The sequence below is a fragment of the Streptomyces sp. NBC_00873 genome, from assembly GCF_045207415.1.
Classification (GTDB): domain Bacteria; phylum Actinomycetota; class Actinomycetes; order Streptomycetales; family Streptomycetaceae; genus Streptomyces.
This window is the reverse complement of the sequence record NZ_CP108803.1, coordinates 7,452,539-7,476,749: the sequence shown is the minus strand read 5'-3', so window position 1 is coordinate 7,476,749 and position 24,211 is coordinate 7,452,539. Positions and strand designations below refer to the sequence as shown.

Sequence of the window (24,211 nt, the reverse complement as noted above, 5' to 3'; positions counted from 1 at the left end):
GCGGCCGGAAGTCCTTGAGCGAGGTCTCCCCTGCTCGAACGAAGCTGAGAGCTTGGGGAAGGACCTACCAGGGCTTTTGGCCAACGCGGCGAGCGGGCGTGCCGGGCGGCGCGACGGGGCAAAGCTTGCCGGGAGGGGCACTAGTCGCGGGCCGCGGTCAGATGTTCCGCGTGTTCCTGGAGGGAACGTACGCCGACGTCTCCGTGGGTGAGCGCGTCGATGCCCTGGACGGCGGCGGCGAGCGCCTGGACCGTGGTCAGGCACGGCACCGCGCGGGCCACGGCCGCGGTACGGATCTCGTAGCCGTCCAGGCGGCCGCCCGTCCCGTACGGCGTGTTGACGATCAGGTCGACCTCGCCGTCGTGGATGAGCTGGACGATGGTCCTCTCGCCGTTCGGGCCCTCGCCCTCGGACTGCTTGCGCACGACGGTGGCATTGATGCCGTTGCGCTTGAGGACCTCGGCGGTGCCTGAGGTGGCCATCAGCTCGAAGCCGTGGGCGACCAGCTCGCGGGCCGGGAAGATCATCGAGCGTTTGTCACGGTTGGCGACGGAGATGAAGGCACGGCCCTTGGTGGGCAGCGGGCCGTACGCGCCGGCCTGCGACTTGGCGTACGCCGTGCCGAAGACCGAGTCGATGCCCATGACCTCACCGGTGGAGCGCATCTCCGGGCCCAGGACCGTGTCGACACCGCGGCCGTGGATGTCGCGGAACCGCGACCACGGCATGACGGCCTCCTTGACGGAGATCGGCGCGTCGAGCGGCAGTGTGCCGCCGTCGCCGTTCCTCGGCAGCAGGCCCTCCTCGCGGAGCTCGGCGACGGTCGCGCCCAGCGAGATGCGGGCTGCGGCCTTGGCGAGCGGCACCGCGGTCGCCTTCGACGTGAAGGGGACGGTGCGGGAGGCGCGCGGGTTGGCCTCCAGGACGTACAGGATGTCGCCGGAGAGCGCGAACTGAATGTTGATCAGCCCACGGACGCCGACGCCCTTGGCGATGGCTTCGGTGGAGGCGCGCAGCCGCTTGATGTCGTAGCCGCCGAGGGTGATCGGGGGCAGCGCACAGGCGGAGTCGCCGGAGTGGATGCCGGCCTCCTCGATGTGCTCCATGACACCGCCGAGGTAGAGCTCGGTGCCGTCGTAGAGCGCGTCGACGTCGATCTCGATGGCGTCGTCGAGGAAGCGGTCGACCAGGACCGGACGGGTGGGGCTGATCTCGGTGGACTCGGCGATGTACGAGGAGAGCCGCGTCTCGTCGTACACGATCTCCATGCCGCGGCCGCCGAGCACGTACGACGGGCGCACGAGGACGGGGTAACCGATCTCGTCGGCGATGGACTTGGCCTCGGCGAACGTGGTGGCGGTGCCGTGCTTCGGGGCCGGGAGTCCGGCCTCGGCCAGGACACGGCCGAACGCGCCGCGGTCCTCGGCTGCGTGGATCGCCTCCGGGGAGGTGCCGACGACCGGCACCCCGTTGTCCTTGAGCGCCTGCGACAGACCCAGCGGGGTCTGGCCGCCGAGCTGGACGATGACACCGGCGATCGGGCCCGCGAGGGACTCGGCGTGCACGATCTCCAGCACGTCCTCGAGCGTCAGCGGCTCGAAGTACAGGCGGTCGGAGGTGTCGTAGTCGGTGGAGACGGTCTCCGGGTTGCAGTTGACCATCACGGTCTCGTAGCCCGCGTCGCTCAGTGCGAAGGAGGCGTGGACGCAGGAGTAGTCGAACTCGATGCCCTGACCGATGCGGTTGGGGCCGGAGCCGAGGATGATCACCGCGGGCTTGGTGCGGGTCGCGACCTCGCTCTCCTCGTCGTACGAGGAGTAGAAGTACGGCGTGTTCGCGGCGAACTCGGCGGCGCAGGTGTCGACCGTCTTGTACACCGGGCGGATGCCGAGGGCGTGCCGCACCTCACGGACGACGTCCTCGCGCAGACCGCGGATCTCGGCGATCTGGACATCGGAGAATCCGTGCCGCTTGGCCTCGGCGAGCAGCTCGGGACCGAGCTTGTCGGCGGCGGCCAGGTCGTCGGCGATCTCCTTGATCAGGAAGAGCTGGTCGACGAACCAGGGGTCGATCCTCGTGGCCTCGAAGACTTCTTCCTGGGTGGCGCCGGCCCGGATCGCCTGCATGACCGTGTTGATCCGGCCGTCGGTCGGGCGGACCGCCTCGGCCAGCAGCTCGGCCTTGTCGCCGGGCTCACCGGTGAAGGCGAACTGCGAGCCCTTCTTCTCCAGGGAGCGCAGCGCCTTCTGGAGCGCCTCGGTGAAGTTGCGGCCGATCGCCATGGCCTCGCCCACCGACTTCATGGTGGTGGTGAGGGTCGAGTCGGCGGACGGGAACTTCTCGAAGGCGAACCGCGGGGCCTTGACGACGACATAGTCGAGCGTCGGCTCGAAGGAGGCCGGGGTCTTCTCGGTGATGTCGTTGGGGATCTCGTCGAGCGTGTAGCCGACGGCCAGCTTGGCGGCGATCTTGGCGATCGGGAAGCCGGTGGCCTTCGACGCCAGCGCCGAGGAGCGGGAGACGCGCGGGTTCATCTCGATCACGATGACCCGGCCGTCGGCCGGGTCGATGGCGAACTGGATGTTGCAGCCGCCGGTGTCGACGCCGACCTCGCGGATGATCGCGATGCCGATGTCGCGCAGCCGCTGGTACTCGCGGTCGGTGAGCGTCATCGCCGGGGCGACGGTGATCGAGTCACCCGTGTGGACGCCCATCGGGTCGAAGTTCTCGATGGAGCAGACGACCACGACGTTGTCGTGCTTGTCGCGCATCAGCTCCAGCTCGTACTCCTTCCAGCCGAGGATGGACTCCTCCAGGAGCACCTCGGTGGTCGGGGAGAGCGTGAGGCCCTGACCGGCGATCCGGCGCAGCTCCTCCTCGTCGTGCGCGAAGCCGGAACCGGCGCCGCCCATCGTGAAGGAGGGGCGGACGACGACGGGGTAGCCGCCGAGCGTGTCGACGCCCTGGATCACGTCGTCCATCGTGTGGCAGATGACCGAGCGGGCGGACTCGCCGTGGCCGATCTTCGCGTTGACGGCCTCGACGACGCCCTTGAAGAGGTCGCGGTCCTCGCCCTTGTTGATGGCTTCGACATTGGCGCCGATGAGCTCGACGCCGTACTTCTCCAGGACACCGTTCTCATGCATGGAGATCGCGGTGTTGAGCGCGGTCTGGCCGCCCAGCGTCGGGAGCAGCGCGTCGGGGCGCTCCTTGGCGATGATCTTCTCGACGAACTCGGGGGTGATCGGCTCGACGTACGTGGCGTCGGCGATCTCCGGGTCGGTCATGATCGTCGCCGGGTTGGAGTTCACCAGGATGACACGCAGGCCCTCGGCCTTGAGGACGCGGCAGGCCTGGGTGCCGGAGTAGTCGAACTCGGCGGCCTGACCGATGACGATCGGGCCGGAGCCGATGACCAGGACGGACTGGATATCGGAGCGCTTAGGCACGCTGGCCCTCCATCAGGGATACGAAGCGGTCGAAGAGGTACGCGGCGTCGTGCGGGCCCGCGGCTGCTTCGGGGTGGTACTGGACGCTGAAGGCAGGCTGGTCGAGGAGGTGCAGCCCCTCGACGACCTGGTCGTTCAGGCAGACGTGGGAGACCTCGGCGCGGCCGAACTTCGTGTCCGACACCTTGTCCAGCGGGGCGTCGACGGCGAAGCCGTGGTTGTGCGCGGTGACCTCGACCTTGCCGGTCGTGCGGTCCTGCACCGGCTGGTTGATGCCGCGGTGGCCGTACTTGAGCTTGTACGTGCCGAAGCCGAGGGCGCGGCCCAGGATCTGGTTGCCGAAGCAGATGCCGAAGAGCGGCGTCTTCCGCTCCAGGACGCCCTGCATGACGGAGACCGGGTGGTCGGCGGTGGCCGGGTCACCGGGGCCGTTGGAGAAGAAGACTCCGTCGGGCCGGACCGCGTACACCTCGTCGAGGGTGGCGGTGGCGGGCAGGACGTGCACCTCGATGCCGCGCTCGGCCATCCGGTGCGGGGTCATGCCCTTGATGCCGAGGTCGATCGCGGCGACGGTGAACTTCTTGGTGCCGATCGCGGGGACGACGTACGTCTCCCTGGTCGCGACCTCGGCGGAGAGGTCGGCGCCCACCATCTCGGGGGCTTCCAGCACCCGGGCCAGCAGCGTGGCCTCGTCGGCGACCGCGTCGCCGGAGAAGATGCCGACGCGCATGGCGCCGCGCTCGCGCAGATGGCGGGTGAGGGCGCGGGTGTCGATGCCGCTGATGCCGACGACGCCCTGGCGCTCCAGCTCCTCGTCGAGCGAACGCTGTGAGCGCCAGTTGGACGGCACCCGTGCCGGGTCGCGCACCACGTAGCCGGAGACCCAGATCTGCCGGGACTCGGGGTCCTCGTCGTTCACCCCGGTGTTGCCGACGTGCGGGGCGGTCATCACGACGACCTGGCGGTGGTACGAGGGGTCGGTCAGGGTCTCCTGGTAGCCGGTCATGCCGGTGGAGAACACCGCCTCGCCGAAGGTCTCCCCCACGGCCCCGTAGGCGCGGCCGCGGAAGGCGCGGCCGTCCTCCAGGACGAGTACGGCGGGAGCTTTGGCGGCTCCCCGGGTGGAGATGGTCATCGTGCGGTGCCTTCCGTAGTGCTGGTGAGGTGGTGAATGGCGTCGACCCAGGCCGGGTGTTCGGCCGAGCGGTCGGAGCGGAAACCGGAGTCGATCAGCTTGTCGCCGAGTGCCCAGGTGATGATCAGCAGGCCGCCCTCGGGGAGGACCTTGCCCGCGATGCCCTTGTCGAGCCGGGCGTCACGCAGCTGCGCGGCCGGGACGAAGAAGTCGGCTGCTCCGGGGCGTACGACATCGAGTCCCTGCTCGGTCAGCGTGAGCTCCACGCGGCTGCGGGCACCGAGGCCGTGGGCGACGATCCGGTCGAGCCACTGGCCGGCGGTCGTCGAGGCGTGGTAGCGGCCGGTCATCGTCAGCAGCGGCTCGCCGTCGGCGTACCCCTCCGGCGTGGCGGGCAGCTCCGGCAGATCGGACTGCAGGCTCCCCCGCCACTTCCACCCCTGGCGCATCAGCCAGTAGATGAAGGCGATGAAGACGATCAGTCCGATCACCCAGCTGATGCGGGCGGACCAGTCCGTCACTTCCGCCGACTTCTGCTCGGCGGCCAGCTGGTACAGGGGGGTCAGTGATGTCACGCGAGCTTCCCGTCGACGACCGTGGCACGGCCCCGCAGGAACGTATGGGTGACGCGACCCGGCAGCTCGCGCCCCTCGTACGGGGTGTTGCGGCTGCGGGAGGCGAAGCCCGCGGGGTCCACGACTCCACGGTATGCCGGATCGACCAGCGTGAGGTTGGCAGGCTCACCGGCCGAGACGGGGCGGCCGTGTCCGTCGAGCCGGCCGATGGCGGCCGGGCGGAACGACATCCGGTCGGCGACGCCCGCCCAGTCGAGGAGCCCCGTCTCGACCATCGTCTGCTGGACGACGGAGAGCGCGGTCTCCAGACCCACCATGCCCATGGCGGCCGCGGCCCACTCGCAGTCCTTGTCCTCGTGCGGGTGCGGGGCATGGTCGGTGGCGACGCAGTCGATCGTGCCGTCGGCGAGCGCCTCGCGCAGGGCCAGCACGTCGGCCTCGGTGCGCAGCGGCGGGTTCACCTTGTAGACCGGGTTGTACGACCGTACGAGCTCGTCGGTGAGGAGCAGGTGGTGCGGGGTGACCTCGGCGGTCACGTTCCAGCCCTTGGACTTGGCCCAGCGGACGATCTCCACCGAGCCGGCGGTCGACAGGTGGCAGATGTGCACCCGGGAGCCGACGTGGGCGGCGAGGAGAACATCGCGGGCGATGATCGACTCCTCGGCGACGGCCGGCCATCCGCCGAGACCGAGCTCGGCCGAGACGACGCCCTCGTTCATCTGGGCGCCCTCGGTCAGGCGGGGCTCCTGGGCGTGCTGGGCGACGACACCGTCGAACGCCTTCACGTACTCCAGCGCGCGCCGCATGATCACCGCGTCGTCGACACACTTGCCGTCGTCGGAGAAGACTTTCACTCCAGCGGCCGAATCGTGCATGGCGCCGAGCTCGGCGAGCTGCTTGCCCTCCAGCCCGACAGTGACCGCGCCGATCGGCTGCACGTCGCAGTAGCCGGACTCCTTGCCGAGCCGCCAGACCTGCTCGACGACACCGGCGGTGTCGGCGACCGGGAAGGTGTTGGCCATGGCGTGCACGGCGGTGAAGCCACCGACCGCCGCAGCCTTGGTGCCGGTGAGAACGGTCTCGGAGTCCTCGCGCCCGGGCTCACGCAGATGGGTGTGCAGGTCGACCAGACCGGGCAGCAGAATCTGCCCCTCGGCTTCGACGACGGTCGCGTCGCCGGCATCGATACCGGCACCACTCCAGTCGATTTCGCCCTGCCGGGCGGTGGCGGCAATGGTCTCGCCGTCGATCAGAACGTCCTGGGGCTCGCCGCCGAGGACCTTCGCGCCGCGGATAAGGATCTTGCTCATGATTACTTGTTCTCCTCGGAATCAGCGGGGCGCGCAGCGTTTCGATCAAGGGTGGTGGCGGGCTCGGACCCACCCAGCAGCAGATAGAGCACCGCCATCCGGATGGAGACGCCGTTGGCGACCTGCTCGACGGCCGTGCAGCGGTCGGAGTCGGCGACCTCGGCGGTGATCTCCATGCCGCGGACCATCGGGCCGGGGTGCATGACGATGGCGTGCTCCGGCATCTTGGCCATGCGCTCGCCGTCCAGGCCGTAGCGGCGGGAGTACTCGCGCTCGGTCGGGAAGTACGCGGCGTTCATCCGTTCACGCTGCACACGCAGCATCATCACCGCGTCGGACTTCGGCAGCACCTCGTCGAGGCTGTAGCTGACCTCGCAGGGCCACTGCTCCACACCCACCGGCACGAGGGTCGGCGGGGCCACCAGGGTGACATGGGCGCCGAGCGTGTGCAGCAGGTGGACATTGGAGCGGGCGACCCGGCTGTGCAGGATGTCGCCGACGATGGTGATCCGCCGTCCGTCCAGGTCCCGGCCCAGGCCGGCGTCGGCGCCCACCAGCCGGCGACGCATGGTGAACGCGTCGAGCAACGCCTGGGTGGGGTGCTCATGGGTGCCGTCACCGGCGTTGACGACGGCGCCGTCGATCCAGCCCGACGTCGCGAGGCGGTACGGGGCGCCGGAGGCACCGTGCCGGATGACGACGGCGTCGGCGCCCATCGCCTCCAGGGTCAGCGCGGTGTCCTTGAGCGACTCGCCCTTGGAGACCGACGAGCCCTTCGCGGAGAAGTTGATGACATCGGCGGAGAGGCGCTTGGCAGCGGCCTCGAAGGAGATGCGGGTACGCGTCGAGTCCTCGAAGAAGAGGTTGACGACGGTACGGCCGCGCAGGGTCGGAAGTTTCTTGATCGGCCGGTCCGCTACCCGGGCCATCTCCTCGGCGGTGTCGAGGATCAGGACGGCGTCGTCGCGGGTGAGGTCGGCGGCCGAGATGAGGTGACGCTTCATCTGGGTGTTCTCCTGGAGAGTTCAGGCATGCGGGCGTGCGGAAGCTGTCGTACGACCGGAGCGTCGTACGGATGTGTGCAGCTACTGCTCGCCTGCCGGGGCGGTCTGCTGGACGCCGAGCAGCACGGCGTCACGGCCGTCCTCCTCGGCGAGCTGGACCTTGACCGTCTCCCGCAGCGACGTGGGGAGGTTCTTGCCGACGTAGTCGGCACGGATCGGGAGCTCGCGGTGGCCGCGGTCGACGAGGACCGCAAGTTGCACCGCGCGGGGCCGGCCGATGTCGCCGAGCGCGTCGAGCGCGGCACGGATCGTGCGGCCGGAGAAGAGAACATCGTCCACCAGGACGACCAGGCAGCCCTCGATGCCCTCGCCGGGGATCTCGGTGCGGGCCAGGGCGCGCGCCGGGCGCAGCCGCAGGTCGTCGCGGTACATGGTGATGTCGAGGGAGCCGACCGGCATCTTCCGGCCGGTGATCTCCTGGAGCTTGTCGGCGAGCCGACGGGCGAGAAAGACGCCTCGGGTCGGGATGCCGAGCAGGACCACGTCGTCGGCGCCCTTGGCGCGTTCGACGATTTCGTGGGCGATGCGGGTCAGTACTCGGGCGATGTCGGGAGCCTCCAGAACGGGGCGTGCCGCATTGCCGGTGGCTTCGTGCTGTGCGTCCATAAGAAACGGACCTCCTTCTCCGCCTCACTGGACGGACCTTAAAGGACGTCGAAATTGCGTCATCAACGTTACCAGGGCTTGAACCAGGCCCTGGTCGCACCCCCGGGAGGTGCCGGTCCGGACCATTCGGCTTGACGCATCCAAGTAACGCTGCGTAACCTCACAGTGAGTTACCAGACTTCGTCCGGGGAGCCTTATGTCCAGCGAATACGCAAAACAGCTCGGGGCCAAGCTCCGTGCCATCCGCACCCAGCAGGGCCTCTCCCTCCATGGCGTGGAGGAGAAGTCCCAGGGCCGCTGGAAGGCCGTCGTGGTCGGCTCGTACGAGCGCGGCGACCGCGCCGTGACCGTACAGCGCCTCGCCGAGCTGGCGGACTTCTACGGGGTCCCGGTGCAGGAGCTTCTGCCCGGTACGACGCCGGGCGGGGCCGCAGAGCCGCCGCCGAAGCTTGTCCTGGACCTGGAGCGCCTCGCCCACGTCCCGCCGGAGAAGGCCGGACCGCTGCAGCGCTACGCCGCGACGATCCAGAGCCAGCGCGGTGACTACAACGGCAAGGTGCTCTCGATCCGCCAGGACGACCTGCGCACGCTCGCCGTGATCTACGACCAGTCGCCGTCCGTGCTCACGGAACAGCTGATCAGCTGGGGCGTGCTGGACGCGGACGCGCGTCGCGCGGTTGCCCACGAGGAAGGCTGACGTCCGGCGCTGAAGCCACGGCCAGCAGAAACGTACCGCCGGGTTGCCGGGCGCCTTTTCGGGCCCTGCAACCCGGCGTTTTTTCTGCCCCGGTCCGGCGTGCGGGGCCGCCCCGGCGGGCGATACGGTTCCCGCACCCGGGTCCGGGGTGCGGGGCCCCTGGGCGGGGCGGGGGCGTCGCGTGGTGCCGGTGCCCGGGTCCGGGGTGCGGGGCCCCTGGGCGGGGCGGGGGCGTCGCGTGGTGCCGGTGCCGGTGCCGGTGCCCGGGTACGGGGTGCGGGGTTCCGTCCTCAAGCGCCGGACGGGCTGGATTTTCGGCGACGTGCCCCGGTGGAGCCGCCACACTGTGCGGTGGGTGGTGGGCGGGGCCCCTCCGGGGCGTCTCCTCAGAACTGGCGCGGAAGCCAGCAACGCGGGCGAACCCGGGACGAGCGCCAGTCCCTGCGGGGACTCCCCTGCACGGCCCCACCCAGGCATCACTCGCGCCCGCGACCCGGCGGTCGTGACAGGAGCGCCTACCGGGCCGCTGACGCGCGACGGCCGGTCCGGGGGCGTGCAGGGGAGTCCCCGCAGGACGACGAACAAAGACCCGGGCTCCCCCCGCGTACCCGCCGAACGTTCGTCGTTCGAGGAGACACCCCGGAGGGGCCCCGGGCCACCACCCACGGGGCAGGCGACGGTGCCACCAGGGGCCAGGCGGACACCTCAAGCCCGTCCGGCGATTGAGGACGGAACCCCCGCCCCGGACCGGGGCACCACGCAACGCCCCGCCCAGGGGCCCCGCACCACACGACGCCCCCGCCAGGGGGCCCCGCACGCCGAAGGGCCCACGGTCAGCCGACCGTGGGCCCTTCGTGGGCTGAACGCCGCCGCAGCCTACGCCTCGCGGCGAAGGTTCGGCTTGAGGTCCTTGAACCGGGCGAGCAGCCCGTTCACAAAGGACGGGGAGTCATCCGTGGAGAACTCCTTGGCAAGCTGGACGGCCTCGTCGATGACCACCGCGTCCGGCGTCCCGTCCACCCAGATCAGCTCGTACGCACCGAGCCGCAGGATGTTCCGGTCGACGACCGGCATGCGGTCGATCTCCCAGTCCACGGCGTAGGTGATGATGAGGTCGTCGATCCGGTCCGCGTACTGCGCGTACCCCTCGACGAGCTCCATCGTGTACTCGGTGACCGGCGGCTGACGGGTGTCGGACCGCGAGAGCCGAACCCAGTCCGCGAGGACCGTCTGCACGGACTCACCGCGCTGGTCGGCCTCGAAGAGGATCTGGAAGGCGCGCTTGCGGGCCGTGTTCCGGGCAGCCACGGTTAGCTGTTCACCCGGCCGAGGTAGTCGCCCGTGCGGGTGTCGACCTTGATCTTCTCACCGGTGGTGATGAAGAGCGGGACGCCGATCTCGTAACCGGTCTCCAGCGTGGCGGGCTTGGTGCCACCGGTGGAGCGGTCGCCCTGGACGCCCGGGTCGGTGTGCTGGATGGTCAGCTCGACAGCGGCCGGCAGCTCGACGTAGAGAACCTCGCCCTCGTGCTGGGCCACGGAGGCGGTGAAGCCCTCGATGAGGAAGTTGGCGGCGTCGCCGACAGCCTTGCGGTCGACCATGAGCTGGTCGTACGTGTCCATGTCCATGAAGACGAAGTACTCGCCGTCCATGTACGAGAACTGCATGTCGCGGCGGTCAATGGTGGCCGTCTCGACCTTCACGCCGGCGTTGAACGTCTTGTCGACGACCTTGCCGGAGAGCACGTTCTTGAGCTTGGTGCGCACGAAAGCCGGGCCCTTGCCGGGCTTGACGTGCTGGAACTCGACGACGGACCAGAGCTGGCCCCCGTCGAGCTTGAGCACCAGGCCGTTCTTGAGGTCGTTCGTGGAAGCCACGGTTGCGGAATCTCCTGGACTGAAGCTGGTGGACGGCCAAGGATGCGCGCTAGAGCGCGAGCAGCTCCTTGGTCGTAATGGTGAGTAGCTCGGGTCCGCCGTCCGCCTCGGGGCGCACGACGAGCGTGTCATCGATCCGGACCCCGCCCCGGCCCGGGAGGTGGACCCCCGGTTCGACGGTGACCGGCACGCAAGCGTCCAGTTTACCCATGGCTGCCGGTGCCAGCTGCGGGTCCTCGTCGATTTCCAGTCCCACACCGTGCCCGGTCCAGGGTGCGAGGCCCTCTCCGTGGCCTGCGGAGTCCAGGAGATACCGGGCCGCGCGGTCCACATCGCGGTACGCCGTGCCCGGCACGAGAGCCTCACGTCCGGCCCGCTGAGCGGCGAAAACCAGGTCGTACAGATCGATCTGCCAGGCGGCCGGCGCGGTCCCGATGACAAACGTACGGCCGATCTCGCACCGGTAGCCGCGATAGTTCGCGCCGAGACAGACGGAGAGGAAATCTCCCTCCTCCACGCGCCGGTCCGAGGGCCGGTGGCGGCCCTGACCCGAGTTGGGTCCGGTGGCGACCGAGGTGGCGAAGGCGGGGCCGTCGGCGCCGTGGTCCACGAGCCGCCGTTCCAGTTCCAGGGCGAGATGCCGTTCGGTGCGGCCGACCAGAATCGATTCGAGAAGTTCACCGAGCGCCTGGTCGGTGATCTCGGCGGCGATCCGCAGGCAGGCGATCTCCTCCTCGTCCTTGACGAGGCGCAACTGCTCGACCGTGGCACCGAGATCGGTGAGCCGGAGCCGCGGGGCCACCGAGCCCATGGCCCGGTGACGGGAGACCGTCAGATCGTGTTCCTCGACGGCAAGCGATTCCGCGCCGGAGGTGGTGGCCAGGTCGGCTGCGGCGACCGCCGGGTCGTCGCCGTCGGAGGGCGGCAACAGGGCCAGCCGCAGCTGGTCGTCGGTGTGCTCGTGGTCGGGTTCGCCGGCCGGCGCGCGGGGGCACAGCAGAACGTCCTCGTCGGGGCCGAGCAGCAGCACGGCACCCGGGGGCGCTCCGCCCGCGAGATAGCGGACGTTGGCGGGGCGGGAGACCAGGGCGGCCGCGGATCCGACGGCGGCGCACCGGTCGCGGAGCAGCCCGCGGCGGACGGCGTACACCTCTGACATGCCACGAGCCTACGAGCAGGGGGGCCGGGCCGCCCGGTCAGCGCATCCGACCGGGGGGCCGCCGCCCGTCCGCCACGGGACCGGGGACCGGGGGTCGGCCGGCCGTCACCAGGCCGGCGGGCTGGCTATCGAGCGGGCGAGTACGTCGTCGAGGACCCGGGCCGTGGTCTCCACGTCGTACGTCGAGTTGTCGATGATCGGCAGCCCCGAGCCGTACCACCCCGCCATCCGGCCGTGGATCCGGGCAACCTCCTCGTCCGACAGGCGCCGGTTGCCGCTGCGGGCGGCGTTGCGCTCCAGCACGATCTCCAGGCCGGGCAGGAGCACCACGGGCAGAAGCCCCGGGCCCACATGGCGCTTCCAGCCGCCCAGGCCCACGACGGGGCGGTCGGGGAAGACCGCGTCGTCGAGGATGCAGGAGATCCCGTTGGCCAGGAAATTACGGGCGGCGAAGCCGCAGGTGCGGCGGGCCAGGCGGTACTGGGCCTCCGAGTGGTCGTTCCACCCGGTCTGCGGGTCGGCGAAGCCGGAGCGGACCCATTCGCGGACATCGTCGAGGCTGACGTGGGCGGTGGGAACGCGACGGCGGCCGGCCCACAGTTTGGCCACGGTCGTCTTGCCCGCGCCCGCGGGGCCGATCAGGAGGACGGCGAGGGTCGCCGTGCCCGTGCCGGGCTCGGCGGGTGGTGCGGGCAGCGGGACGGGGCCGCCGGGCGGCAGCTGAATGTGCCCGGTGGTCTCCCGGGAGACGGGCGCCGGGGCGTGGTGCGGAGCGGGTCCCGTCCAGCCGGGGCCCTGGGGCGCGGGAGGGGGCGGGGGCGGCGGCCCCGGCGGACCGGGGTGGCCGGGGTGCTGGGCCTGGTGCGTCCAGCCGGCAGGTCCGTTTCCGGGTCCTTGGGGCGGCGGCAGCGGGGCCCCCACTGCGTGCTGCATCCGGTGCCACTCCGTCTCGTACAGGCAACTGGCGCTGGTGGAACGGCAACCGTACCCTCCCCGGCCGCCGCAGAGGGAACGGTCGGGGACGGTCCGGAGTGCCCCCGCCGGCCGGTGATCCGGCCGGCGGGGACCCGGGTCAGTCCGTCAGTTCGTCGGCGAGGGCGCGCAGGGCGAGCCGGTAGGAGCCGATACCGAAGCCGGCGACGGTCCCCGTGGCGACCGGCGCGACGACCGAGGTGTGGCGGAATTCCTCCCGTGCGTACGGGTTCGAGATGTGCACCTCGATGAGCGGGGCGGTGCGCTGAGCGGCCGCGTCCCGCATTCCGTACGAGTAATGGGTGAAGGCTCCCGGGTTGAGAACGACCGGAATTGCCCCGTCCGCGGCCTCGTGCAGCCAGCGGATCAGTTCGCCCTCGTCGTTGGTCTCCCGGACGTCGACGTCGAAGCCGAGCTCCTTGCCGAGCGTCCGGCAGGTCTCGACGAGTCCGGCGTACGACGTCGCGCCGTACACATCGGGCTCACGGGAGCCGAGCCGGCCGAGGTTCGGCCCGTTGAGCACGAAGACCCGGCGGGTCACGCCGACACCTCCCCGTACGCGGCGAGCAGCACCGCCGGGTCGGGTCCCTCCAGGACGGTGGGCTTGCCCAGGCCGTCGAGGACGATGAAGCGGAGCAGGTCGCCGCGGGACTTCTTGTCGATCTTCATGTTCTCCAGCAGCTTGGGCCACTGGTCGCCGCGGTAGGTGAGCGGCAGTCCGACGGACTCCAGGACGGCGCGGTGCCGGTCGGCGGTGGCGTCGTCGAGGCGCCCGGCCAGCCGGCCCAGCTCGGCGGCGAAGACCATGCCGACGGAGACGGCCGCGCCGTGGCGCCACTTGTAGCGCTCGTTCTTCTCGATGGCGTGGGCGAGGGTGTGCCCGTAGTTGAGGATCTCGCGCAGCCCGGACTCCTTGAGGTCGCTGGAGACGACCTCGGCCTTGACCCGGATGGAGCGCTCGATCAGCTCGGCGGTGTGCGGACCGGCGGGCGTACGGGCGCCTTCCGGGTCCGACTCGATCAGGTCGAGGATCGCGGGGTCGGCGATGAAACCGGCCTTGATGATCTCGGCCATGCCGCTGACGTAATCGTGCACGGGCAGCGAGTCGAGGGCGGCGAGGTCGCAGAGCACCCCGGCCGGCGGGTGGAAGGCGCCGACGAGGTTCTTGCCCTCGGCGGTGTTGATGCCCGTCTTGCCGCCGACGGCCGCGTCGACCATGGCGAGCACGGTCGTCGGTACGGCGATCCAGCGCACCCCGCGCAGCCACGTCGCCGCGACGAACCCGGCCACGTCGGTGGTGGCGCCGCCGCCGACGCCGACGATGACGTCGGTGCGGGTGAACCCGGTCTGGCCGAGCGCCTTCCAGCAGTACGCCGCGACCTCGACGGTCTTGGCCTCCTCGGCGTTCGGCAGCTGGATGGCGATGGCCTCGTACCCCTGGTCGGCGAGGTCCTGGCGGACCGCCTCACCGGTCTCGGCGAGCGCCTCCGGGTGCAGGACCGCGACTCGCCGGGCGCGGTCGCCGATCAGCGAGGGCAGCTCACCGAGCAGCTGCCGGCCGACCAGCACCTCGTACGGGTCGGTGCCCGCGCTGCCGGCGATCTGGATGCGTGTGGGTCCCTGGTCCGTCATGCGTGTGTTCTCCCGGCCGGGCGCCGCGGGGTCGCCCGCGTGCTCCGGCAGTTCCAGTGCGTCGAGGACCGCCTGGGCGACCTCTTCGGGTGTGCGCTCGTCGGTGGCGACGGTCGCCCGGGCCACCTCGTCGTAGAAGTGGCGGCGGGCGTCCATCAGCTCGCGCCACTGGCGGCGCGGGTTGACGGCGAGCAGCGGGCGCGCGGTGTTCAGCCCGACCCGCTTGACAGCCTCCTCCACGCCCATCGAGAGATAGACGACGGCGTGGCCGGCGAGCAGGGCGCGGGTCGTCCCGTCGAGTACGGCGCCGCCGCCGAGCGCGAGGACGCCGGTGTGCTCGGCGACGGCGGTGCGTACCGCCTGCCGCTCCAGCTCGCGGAAGTGCTCCTCGCCCTCGTCGTAGAAGATCTCCGAGATCGGCTTGCCCGCCGTGGCCACGACATCGGCGTCGGTGTCCCGGTAGGTGGTGCCGAGCCGGTCGGCGAGCAGCTCACCGACCGTGGACTTGCCGACGCCCATCGGGCCGACGAGGACGATCAGCGGGCCGCTCATCGGATCTGGAGGTGGTCGAGGTACGACTGCACGTTGCGGTGGGTCTCGGGGACGCTGTCCCCGCCGAACTTCTCCGCCACGGCGTCGGCGAGAACCAGCGCGACCATCGCCTCGGCGACGATGCCGGCGGCAGGCACGGCGCAGACATCGGAGCGCTGGTGGTGTGCCTTGGCCGGCTCACCGGTGACGACGTCGACGGTGGCGAGCGCGCGGGGCACGGTGGCGATGGGCTTCATCGCGGCACGGACCCGGAGCAGCTCCCCGGTGGTCAGACCGCCCTCGGTACCGCCGGAGCGGCCGGACGCGCGCTTGATGCCGTCCTCGGTGACCAGGATCTCGTCGTGCGCCTTCGAGCCGGGAACCCGGGCCAGGTCGAAGCCGTCGCCGACCTCGACACCCTTGATCGCCTGAATGCCCATCAGGGCGGCGGCGAGGCGCGCGTCGAGGCGGCGGTCCCAGTGCACATGCGAGCCGAGGCCGACGGGCACTCCGTACGCGAGCACCTCGACGACACCGCCCAGGGTGTCGCCGTCCTTGTGGGCCTGGTCGATCTCGGCGACCATTTCCTTGCTCGCGGCGGCGTCGAGGCAGCGCACCGGGTCGGCGTCGAGCTTCTCGACGTCGGCGGGCGTGGGGTAGACGCCGTACGGCGCCTTGGCCGCGGCCAGCTCGACGACGTGGCTGACGATCTCGATGCCCGCGGTCTCCTTGAGGTACGACCGCGCGACGGCGCCGAGCGCCACCCGGGCCGCCGTCTCCCGGGCGCTGGCGCGCTCCAGGATCGGCCGGGCCTCGTCGAAGCCGTACTTCTGCATGCCCGCGAGGTCGGCGTGGCCGGGCCGGGGGCGGGTCAGCGGGGCGTTACGGGCCAGGGTGGCAAGCTCGTCGGGGTCGACCGGGTCGGCCGACATGACCTGCTCCCACTTGGGCCATTCGGTGTTGCCCACCATCACGGCGACCGGGGACCCCATGGTCAGACCGTGGCGTACTCCGCCGAGGAACGTGACCTCGTCCTTCTCGAACTTCATCCGTGCGCCGCGGCCATAGCCGAGCCGCCGCCGGGCGAGTGCGTCCGCCACCATCTCCGTGGTGATCGGCACGCCGGCGGGAAGTCCCTCCAGCGTCGCCACGAGTGCGGGGCCGTGCGACTCCCCCGCGGTCAGCCAGCGCAACCTGCTCAACGGTGCTCCTCATGCTCGCGCCTGGAACTGCAACGGCGCGACCGGGTGCGCGGCCCTGGCCCGCCGCCTTCGATCCTCCCACGCCCGGGCCCCCGAACCGGCCGCCGGTCCAGCAGACGGACGGATCGGGGCGCGCGATCGGTGTGGTCAGCGGGCGGCGAGCGCCTCTTCGCCGGCCTTCCGCATGGCTGCGAGCGGGGCGGGCGAGCGGCCCGTCATCTGCTCGACCTGGAGAACCGCCTGGTGCACCAGAAGGTCGAGACCTCCGACGACTGCGCCACTCCGGGACGACCAGGCCGCCGCGAGTCCGGTCGGCCAGGGCTCGTACAGCACATCGAAGAGCGTGCCGGGGGCGTCCGGTACCGCACCGGCCAGCGCATCCGTCGCCCCGGCCGGCGTGGTCGCGATCACCAGCGGTGCGTGCAGTGCCTGCTCCGCTTCCGCCCAGCCGGAGATCCTCACGTCGACACCGAGCCGTTCGCCCCAGCCGCGCATCTCGTCGCCGCGTTCCCGGCTGCGTACGTAGGCCGTGACCGGCCCCGTGCACATCGCTGCGAGGGCGGCAACGGCCGAGGAGGCGGTGGCTCCGGCTCCGAGGACGGCGGCGGATTCCACCTTTTCCACGCCTCGCTCGCGTAGAGCCGCGATCATGCCGGGGATGTCGGTGTTGTCGCCGACGCGACGGCCGTCCTCGGTGAACACGACCGTGTTCACGGCCTCGACCGCGGAGGCCGTCTCGCTGATGGAGTCCAGCAGCGGGATGATCGCGCGCTTCAGCGGCATGGTCAGCGACAGGCCGCACCAGGAGGTGTCGAGCCCCTCGATGAAGCCGGGCAGAGCCTGCTCGTCGATCTCGAACCGGTCGTAGGTCCAGTCGGTGAGACCGAGCTCGGCGTACGCGGCCCGGTGCAGGACCGGGGAGAGCGAGTGGGCGATGGGTGAGCCGAGAACGGCCGCCCGTCGGCGCCCGTCAGTTGAGGGCATTGAACTTTTCCTTGAGCTTCAGGAAATCGTCGTAGTTCTTGGCAAACTCGGTCTTGCTGTTGCCGTCGGTCGCCACGAAGTAGATCCAGCCGTCCGTGGTCGGATGAAGCACAGCTGCCAATGCCTCGGCTCCCGGATTGCCGATCGGGCCAGGGGTGAGGCCCGTTTGCGTGTACGTGTTGTACGGATCGTGGTTCTGCCTGATCTCCTTCTCAGTGATCTTGATCTTGCTCTGACCCCTGAGATAGTTGTACGACGAGTCGAACTGAAGGTAGCGATTGGTCTCGGTGTTCGTCGCCTTGAGACGGTTGTAGACGACTTCGGCCATCTTTCGGAAGTCGTCGTGCGTCTTACCTTCGGCCTGGACCAGGCTGGCCGTCGTGAGCAGTTCCCAGGCATTGTCCAGGTTGTGCTTCTTGGCGTTGGCCTCGAGATCGAGTTTGTCGTACTCGGATTTGGCCCGCTCGACCATCTTCTTGAGGACGTCCTCCGGCTTCATCCCCTTGGCAGCCGGATAGGTCGCGGGGTAGAGGAAGCCCTCCAGTGGGTCCTTGAGTTCCGGGTGGTTCTTGGCCCATTGCGGGAGCCCGAGGCTGCCCGCTTGTTTCTTGGCGACATCGCCGGTGGTGCCTGCCTTGAGACCGAGCTTCTCGTCGATCAGCGTGTAGACGGTGGCGTTGCGCCAGCCCTCCGGGACTGTCAGCGCGTTCTGGCTCTTCGGGTCGAGCATCATCTTCACGGCCTCGGCCGCGGACATCTCCTTGTGCAGGAGATAGACCCCCGCCTGGATCGACTTCCCCTTGGGGTTCGCGGCCTGCGCCGCGATGAAGGCATCGACGCTCTTGACGACGCCCTTCTCCTTCAGGATGTTGCCGATCTCATTGCCGAAGGCGCGCTCCGGGATCTCCACCTCGACGCTGCCGGAGCCCTGGCCCGAGTAGTCGGGTGCCGCGCCGAACTGTTTCTGCCAGTACGTGTAGCCGACGTAGCCCACGCCGCCGAGACCGCCGGCGATGACCACGGCGACGACGAGGCAGGCGCAGCCACTGCGGTTCTTCTTCTTGCCCTTGCCACGGCGTTCGCCGCCGCCTCGGCCGCCCCTGCGACCGTCGCGCGGGTCGTCGTCGTACTCGTCATCGTCGTCACGGGGGTCCCGGCCGCCACGGTCGTCGTCGGTACCCGTGAAGAAGGGGTGCGTCTCCTCCTGGGGTACGTCCGGGTCCCAGTCGGGGTTCTGCGGTGGGGCCTGCGCGGGCCCGGCCTCACGTCGGCCCGGGGGCTGCGGCGGCGGGTACGCATCGGGCGTGCCGTAGTTGTCGTGCGATTCGCCGTAGCCGTTCGTCCCGTTCCCGTACGGATCGTTCGGAGGGGTGCCGTACGGCATCGCGGCCTGCTGGCCGGTGTCCCAGCCGCCGTTGTACTGCGGCTGGGGGGGCTGCTGAGCGTACGGGTCGTGCTGCTGCGGCTGCTGCGGCTGCTGCGGCTGCTGCGGCTGCTGCGGCTGCTGAGCGTACGGGTCGTGCTGCTGCCGCTGCTGCGGCTGCTGCGCGTACGGGTCGTGCTGCTGCGGCTGCTGCTGCTGGGCGTACGGGTCGTGCTGCTGCGGCTGCTGCGCGTACGGGTCCTGCGGAGCGCCGTACTGCTGGTGCTGCGGGAACGCCTGCTGCGGCGGCTGCTGGGCGTAGGGGTCCTGAGGACCGCCGTACTGGCTCTGGCCGTGGGCAGCCTGCTGGCCTCCCCATCCCTGGTCCCCAAACAAGGGATCCTCGGGATGCCACGGTTCGGAGCCGGGGCCCCGGCCATACTCAGTCATCGATCCCCTAGAGCCGCGAGGCGAACTTCCGCCTCTTTGCTGTGCGGTGTTTGTTCGAACACCGCCGCACCGCGCGGAACGTTACCGTATCGCGATCAGACAACCACTTCGACGGCCTCGCCCGGAGCTTTACCTGACGCCCGTTCCGACTCCAGAGCGTTCTGGAGGATCACCACAGCGGCAGCCTGGTCAATGACAGACCGGCCCTTCTTGGACTTCACACCCGAGGCGCGCAGTCCCTGACTCGCCGTCACTGTGGTCATCCTCTCGTCCACCAATCGCACCGGAATGGGTGCGACCGAGCGGGCGACCTCCTGGGCGAAGAGCCGGACCTTGGCCGCCGCGGGCCCTTCGCCGCCGCCCAGAGACCTCGGCAGGCCGATGATGATCTCGATCGGCTCGTACTCCTCGACGATCTGTCCCAGCCGCCGGTGGGCGGCCGGGACGTCACGTCCCGGCACGGTCTCCACCGGCGTGGCGAGGATCCCGTCGGGGTCGCACGAGGCGACCCCGATCCGGGCGTCCCCGACGTCGATCGCGAGACGACGTCCGCGGCGCATCTGCGTCACTCCCGCCGTCACGCCGTCTCGGTGACGAGGCGTTCGACCGCGGCGATGGCCTCGCCGATGGCGGCCGGGTTCTGGCCACCACCCTGGGCGACGTCCGGCTTGCCGCCGCCTCCGCCGCCGAGGGTCTTGGCGGCCGTGCGGACCAGGTCGCCGGCCTTGAGTCCGCGCTCGCGGGCGGCCTCGTTGGTGGCGATGACCGTCAGCGGGCGGCCATTGGCCGTCGTGAACAGGGCCACGACGGCAGCGCGGCCGCCCTGGATGCGCCCGCGGACGTCGAGGACCAGCTTGCGGAGGTCGTCGGCCGAGGTGCCGTCCGGCACCTGACCGGTGACGACGGCGACACCGCGGACATCCTTGGCGGACTCGGCGAGCCCGGCGGCGGCCTGCAGGACCTTCTCCGCACGGAACTTCTCGATCTCCTTCTCGGCGTCCTTCAACTTGCCGAGCATGGCGGAGACCTTCTCCGGAAGCTCCTCGGGGCGGCCCTTGACCAGCTCCTGGAGCTGGGCGACGACCGTGTGCTCCTTGGCGAGGAAGTTGTACGCGTCGACGCCCACGAGGGCCTCGATACGCCGCACACCGGAACCGATGGACGATTCTCCGAGCAGCTTCACCAGACCCAGCTGGGCGGTGTTGTGGACGTGCGTACCGCCGCACAGCTCCTTGGAGAAGTCGCCGATGGTGACCACGCGGACCCGCTCGCCGTACTTCTCGCCGAACTCGGCGATGGCGCCCTGCTTCTTGGCCTCGTCGATGGACATGACCTCGGCCTGGACGTCGAGCTCCCGGGAGAGGACCTCGTTGATCTTCTGCTCGACGTCGGTGAGGACCGTGCCGGGGACGGCGGCGGGCGAACCGAAGTCGAAGCGGAAGCGGCCCGGGGAGTTCTCCGAACCGGCCTGGGCGGCCGTCGGGCCCAGTGCGTCGCGCAGCGCCTGGTGCGTGAGGTGCGTGGCGCTGTGGGCGCGGGCGATGGCGCGGCGGCGGGTGTTGTCGATGGCAGCGTAGGCGGAGGCGCCGACCGTCACCTCACCGACCTGGACCGTGCCCTTGTGGACGGAGACGCCCGGGACGGGCTGCTGGACGTCGCGCACCTGGATGACGGCACCGGTGTCGAGCCGGATCCGGCCCTGGTCGGCGAGCTGGCCACCGCCCTCGGCGTAGAACGGGGTGCGGTCGAGGACAACCTCGACGTCGTCGCCCTCCGTGGCAGCGGGCGAGGGCACACCGTCGACGAGGAGGCCGACGATGGTCGACTCGCCCTCGGTGGACGTGTACCCGGTGAACTCGGTGGTGCCGGAGTGGTCGGCCACCTCGCGGTAGGCGGACAGGTCGGCGTGGCCGGTCTTCTTGGCCTTGGCGTCGGCCTTGGCGCGGTCCCGCTGTTCCTTCATCAGGCGGCGGAAGCCGTCCTCGTCCACGGCGAGGCCCTGCTCGGCGGCCATCTCCAGGGTGAGGTCGATCGGGAAGCCCCAGGTGTCGTGGAGCAGGAACGCCTTGTCGCCGGCGAGGACCTTGCCGCCGGCGGCCTTGGTCTCGGTGACGGCGGTGTCGAGGATGTTGGTACCGCCCTTGAGAGCCTTCAGGAAGGCGGCCTCTTCGGCGAGGGCGACGGTCTCGATGCGCTTGCGGTCGTTGATCAGCTCCGGGTACTGCTGGCCCATCGACGTGATGACCGTGTCGACGAGCTCGGCAACGACCGGGCCGGTGGCGCCGAGGAGGCGCATGTTGCGGACGGCGCGGCGCATGATGCGGCGCAGCACGTAACCGCGGCCCTCGTTGCCGGGGGTGACGCCGTCGCCGATGAGCATGACGGACGTACGCATGTGGTCGGTGACGACCCGGAGGGAGACGTCCGAGGTGTGGTTGTCGCCGTAGCGCACCCCGGTCAGCTCGGTGGCCTTCTCGATGACGGCCATCGAGGTGTCGATCTCGTACAGGTTCTGCACGCCCTGCAGGATCATCGCGAGGCGTTCGAGGCCGAGGCCGGTGTCGATGTTCTTGGACGGCAGGTCACCGAGGATCGGGAAGTCCTCCTTGCCGTCGCCCGCGCCCCGCTCGTACTGCATGAAGACCAGGTTCCAGATCTCCACGTAGCGCTCGTCGTTGACGGCCGGGCCGCCCTCGACGCCGAACTCGGGGCCGCGGTCGTAGTTGATCTCCGAACACGGGCCGCAGGGTCCGGGGACGCCCATGGACCAGAAGTTGTCCTTCTTGCCCAGACGCTGGATGCGCTCGGCCGGGACGCCGATCTTGTCGCGCCAGATCTGCTCGGCCTCGTCGTCGTCCAGGTAGACCGTGATCCACAGACGCTCGGGGTCGAGGCCGAAGCCGCCGTCCGCCACGGAGCTGGTGAGAGCCTCCCAGGCGTAGCTGATGGCGCCTTCCTTGAAGTAGTCGCCGAAGGAGAAGTTGCCGCACATCTGGAAGAACGTGCCGTGCCGGGTGGTCTTGCCGACCTCTTCGATGTCCGGCGTACGCACACACTTCTGCACGCTGGTGACGCGCGGGGCGGGCGGCTTGACCTCGCCGAGGAAGTACGGCTTGAAGGGGACCATGCCCGCGGGGACCAGCAGCAGAGTCGGGTCGTCCGCGATGAGCGACGCCGAAGGCACGACGGTGTGCCCGCGCTCCTCGAAGAAGCTCAGCCAGCGGCGACGAATTTCAGCCGACTCCATCAGTGGTCCTCATTCCGGTTGTACGAGTTGTAGGGGAGCTTGCGGTAGGCGGTGGCGTCGGCGGCCGGGGCGGGCTCGGCCGCCTCGACCGCGAAGTGACGCTGCAGGGGGAGTTCGGGGTCGACCGGCGCCTCAAGGCCCAGCGCCTCGCCCAGTTCGGCCTCGCGCCGGACCATGCCGTCGCGGACGTCGAGGGCGAAGTCCTTGAGCTTGTGACCGCTCTCGATCGCCCTGTCGGCGGCGCGCGCCGCGAGGCTCTCGGGGGTCAGCTGCCTGAGCTTCCGGTTGACCTTGGTGGTGGCCCAGACGCCGGCGGCTGCGCCGGCGGTGAACCAGAACGTACGGCGGAACATCGCTGCGTCAGTCCTTCGATCCGCGGGAGCTTCTGCCGCCCTGCTTCTTGGCTCGCGCGGACGGCACCGTGCGGCCGACGATCACCGTGCGTCGGGATGCCCGGCGGGCCGGCTCGGCTTCCGGAGCGGTCCGGCGGCCGATGGCCTGCCGTACTCCGTAACCGAAGGCGGCGACCTTGACCAGCGGTCCGCCGAAGGTCGATGCGACAGTCGTGGAGAGCGCCGAGGCGTTGGAGGTGACCTCCTGGACATCCGTCGCGATCGCGTCGACCTTGTCGAGCTGCGTCTGCGCGGAGCGCACGGTCGCGGACGCGTCGGCGAGCAGCGGAACGGCCTGCTCGGTCACGTCCGCCACGAGTTTGGTGGTCGCCCTGAGCGTCTGGGCCAGCCTCACCAGGACGACGGCGAGGAACGAGACCAGGATCGCCCAGAAGACGGCCACCAGGATCCCGGCCACCTCTCCACCGGACACAGTGCACCGCTCTCTGGCTTGTCGAATCGTCGTCTCCCGACCCTATCGCGCCGGGGGCCACGCCCCCTACCGCATTACTGGTGGGCGGGGGTGTAGTTGCACCAAGGAGATTGTCGGAGAGCTTCCGTGCCAGCACTCTGCGTGTTTCATGCGACGCTCTCAGCGCCCCTCTCCCACCCCCGACGATCCGGGCCGAGGCGCCACGGCGCGCGGCAATCTCCCGGCGGAACTGAACAGTTTCGTGGGACGCGAGGCGGAACTGGCCGATCTCGGCAGGCTGCTGCGGGAGTCGAGGCTGGTCACCGTGGTCGGGGTGGGTGGCAGAACGCGGAAGCCCGCCCCTCCCCGACATCGGGGAGGGGCGGGCCTGAGCGCTGGTGAGAGCGGCTACGCCTGGATCAGCGGGCGTAGTACTCGACGACGAGCTGCTCGTCGCAGATCACCGGGATCTCCTTGCGGTTCGGGTCCCGGTCCAGGCGGAAGGCCAGGGCCTTCAGGTTCACCTGCAGGTAGCGCGGGGTCTCGCCGTCGGGGGCGTAACCACCCTCGCGGGCCACCTGGAAGGGGTGCTTGTCGCGGCTGCGCTCGCGGACCATCACGATGTTGTCGGGACGGACGCGGAACGACGGCTTGTCGACCTTGCGGCCGTCGACCTCGATGTGGCCGTGAACGACCATCTGACGGGCCTGGTAGATCGTGCGGGCGATGCCCGAACGCAGGACCAGCGCGTCGAGACGGCGCTCGAGCTCGACGACGAGCGCCTCGCCCGTCTTGCCCTCGGCCTTCTTGGCGCGGTCGTACGCGCGCGCCATCTGGCGCTCGCTGATGTCGTACTGGGCGCGCAGACGCTGCTTCTCGAGCAGACGGACCTTGTAGTCCGAGTTCTGCTTGCGGCCACGGCCGTGCTCGCCCGGCGGGTAGGGGCGGGCCTCGAAGTACTTGACGGCCTTCGGCGTCAGGGCAATGCCGAGCGCACGGGACTTCTTGACCTTGGGACGCGACTGGTTAGGCACGTTCTCCAGACCTCCGTTGTGGGTTAGGTTAGGCTCACCTTACTCAAGGAGATCGCATGTCTCGCCCTGGGAACACCACACACGTCACGGACAGCACTGGCAGCGTCGACGCCACCGAGG

General features: G+C 70.2%; 21 protein-coding genes. 1 reads left to right on the top strand and 20 read right to left on the bottom strand.

All coding sequences use genetic code 11. The features are described from left to right. Positions 1–140: 140 nt before the first annotated feature. From carB to pyrR, 6 genes are all read right to left on the bottom strand, one after another. Positions 141–3,449 carry a carbamoyl-phosphate synthase large subunit gene (carB, locus tag OH809_RS34560; RefSeq protein ID WP_406516017.1) on the bottom strand — a complete coding sequence of 1,103 codons (3,309 nt, stop codon included), beginning with the start codon at positions 3,447–3,449 and terminating at the stop codon, positions 141–143. Beyond that, the gene (carA, locus tag OH809_RS34555) at positions 3,442–4,584 is read right to left on the bottom strand and encodes a glutamine-hydrolyzing carbamoyl-phosphate synthase small subunit (RefSeq protein WP_406516016.1); all 1,143 of its coding nucleotides are present in this window, start codon (positions 4,582–4,584) and stop codon (positions 3,442–3,444) included. The genes carB and carA overlap by 8 nt, the downstream gene beginning before the upstream one ends. Further along, on the bottom strand, positions 4,581–5,159 hold the full coding sequence (locus tag OH809_RS34550) for a hypothetical protein (RefSeq protein WP_406516015.1): 579 nt from the start codon (positions 5,157–5,159) through the stop codon (positions 4,581–4,583). The genes carA and OH809_RS34550 overlap by 4 nt, the downstream gene beginning before the upstream one ends. Further along, a complete protein-coding gene (locus OH809_RS34545) occupies positions 5,156–6,469 on the bottom strand; it encodes a dihydroorotase (protein WP_406417651.1) in 1,314 nt (437 codons plus the stop codon). The genes OH809_RS34550 and OH809_RS34545 overlap by 4 nt, the downstream gene beginning before the upstream one ends. Positions 6,470–6,471: 2 nt before the next feature. Then, complete coding sequence (locus tag OH809_RS34540) at positions 6,472–7,473, bottom strand: aspartate carbamoyltransferase catalytic subunit (protein ID WP_358860742.1); 1,002 nt, start codon at positions 7,471–7,473, stop codon at positions 6,472–6,474. 81 nt (positions 7,474–7,554) lie between these two features. Next, positions 7,555–8,139 carry a bifunctional pyr operon transcriptional regulator/uracil phosphoribosyltransferase PyrR gene (gene pyrR / locus OH809_RS34535; protein WP_359112240.1) on the bottom strand — a complete coding sequence of 195 codons (585 nt, stop codon included), beginning with the start codon at positions 8,137–8,139 and terminating at the stop codon, positions 7,555–7,557. 196 nt (positions 8,140–8,335) lie between these two features. Here pyrR and bldD point away from each other — a divergent pair, with 196 nt between their 5' ends. Further along, positions 8,336–8,836, top strand: coding sequence for a transcriptional regulator BldD (bldD, locus tag OH809_RS34530; RefSeq protein WP_014044812.1), 501 nt, complete (start codon positions 8,336–8,338; stop codon positions 8,834–8,836). 876 nt (positions 8,837–9,712) lie between these two features. Here bldD and nusB read toward each other — a convergent pair. From nusB to rpsD, 14 genes are all read right to left on the bottom strand, one after another. Next, positions 9,713–10,144, bottom strand: a complete 432-nt coding sequence (nusB, locus tag OH809_RS34525) for a transcription antitermination factor NusB (protein WP_030918905.1) — start codon at positions 10,142–10,144, stop codon at positions 9,713–9,715. Between the two features lie 2 nt (positions 10,145–10,146). Beyond that, positions 10,147–10,713 (bottom strand): elongation factor P, encoded by a 567-nt coding sequence (gene efp, locus OH809_RS34520; RefSeq protein ID WP_030918902.1) that lies wholly within the window; start codon positions 10,711–10,713, stop codon positions 10,147–10,149. Between the two features lie 49 nt (positions 10,714–10,762). Further along, entirely contained in the window at positions 10,763–11,872 is a 1,110-nt protein-coding gene (locus OH809_RS34515; RefSeq protein ID WP_406417655.1) for an aminopeptidase P family protein, read from the bottom strand. A gap of 105 nt (positions 11,873–11,977) precedes the next feature. Further along, the gene (locus OH809_RS34510; RefSeq protein ID WP_406417656.1) at positions 11,978–12,805 is read right to left on the bottom strand and encodes a Pro-rich N-terminal domain-containing protein; all 828 of its coding nucleotides are present in this window, start codon (positions 12,803–12,805) and stop codon (positions 11,978–11,980) included. A 139-nt stretch (positions 12,806–12,944) separates the two neighbouring features. Continuing rightward, the gene (aroQ, locus tag OH809_RS34505) at positions 12,945–13,385 is read right to left on the bottom strand and encodes a type II 3-dehydroquinate dehydratase (protein WP_406417658.1); all 441 of its coding nucleotides are present in this window, start codon (positions 13,383–13,385) and stop codon (positions 12,945–12,947) included. After that, on the bottom strand, positions 13,382–15,028 hold the full coding sequence (gene aroB / locus OH809_RS34500; protein ID WP_406417660.1) for a 3-dehydroquinate synthase: 1,647 nt from the start codon (positions 15,026–15,028) through the stop codon (positions 13,382–13,384). The genes aroQ and aroB overlap by 4 nt, the downstream gene beginning before the upstream one ends. Then, complete coding sequence (aroC, locus tag OH809_RS34495; protein WP_037695345.1) at positions 15,025–16,209, bottom strand: chorismate synthase; 1,185 nt, start codon at positions 16,207–16,209, stop codon at positions 15,025–15,027. Before aroC ends, aroB begins: the two co-directional genes overlap by 4 nt. 147 nt (positions 16,210–16,356) lie before the next feature. Then, entirely contained in the window at positions 16,357–17,193 is an 837-nt protein-coding gene (locus OH809_RS34490) for a shikimate dehydrogenase (protein WP_406417662.1), read from the bottom strand. Next, positions 17,180–19,006 carry an endolytic transglycosylase MltG gene (mltG, locus tag OH809_RS34485; RefSeq protein WP_406516014.1) on the bottom strand — a complete coding sequence of 609 codons (1,827 nt, stop codon included), beginning with the start codon at positions 19,004–19,006 and terminating at the stop codon, positions 17,180–17,182. Before mltG ends, OH809_RS34490 begins: the two co-directional genes overlap by 14 nt. A 95-nt stretch (positions 19,007–19,101) precedes the next feature. Next, positions 19,102–19,587 (bottom strand): Holliday junction resolvase RuvX, encoded by a 486-nt coding sequence (gene ruvX, locus OH809_RS34480; protein ID WP_406417666.1) that lies wholly within the window; start codon positions 19,585–19,587, stop codon positions 19,102–19,104. Then, on the bottom strand, positions 19,584–22,253 hold the full coding sequence (gene alaS, locus OH809_RS34475) for an alanine--tRNA ligase (RefSeq protein WP_406417668.1): 2,670 nt from the start codon (positions 22,251–22,253) through the stop codon (positions 19,584–19,586). Before alaS ends, ruvX begins: the two co-directional genes overlap by 4 nt. Continuing rightward, positions 22,253–22,606 (bottom strand): DUF6167 family protein, encoded by a 354-nt coding sequence (locus OH809_RS34470; protein WP_366692774.1) that lies wholly within the window; start codon positions 22,604–22,606, stop codon positions 22,253–22,255. Before OH809_RS34470 ends, alaS begins: the two co-directional genes overlap by 1 nt. A gap of 7 nt (positions 22,607–22,613) precedes the next feature. Next, positions 22,614–23,063: a DUF948 domain-containing protein gene (locus tag OH809_RS34465; protein ID WP_037695363.1), complete on the bottom strand. Its 450-nt coding sequence runs from the start codon at positions 23,061–23,063 to the stop codon at positions 22,614–22,616. A gap of 413 nt (positions 23,064–23,476) precedes the next feature. Next, positions 23,477–24,091 (bottom strand): 30S ribosomal protein S4, encoded by a 615-nt coding sequence (rpsD, locus tag OH809_RS34460; RefSeq protein ID WP_030918857.1) that lies wholly within the window; start codon positions 24,089–24,091, stop codon positions 23,477–23,479. Positions 24,092–24,211: the final 120 nt, after the last annotated feature.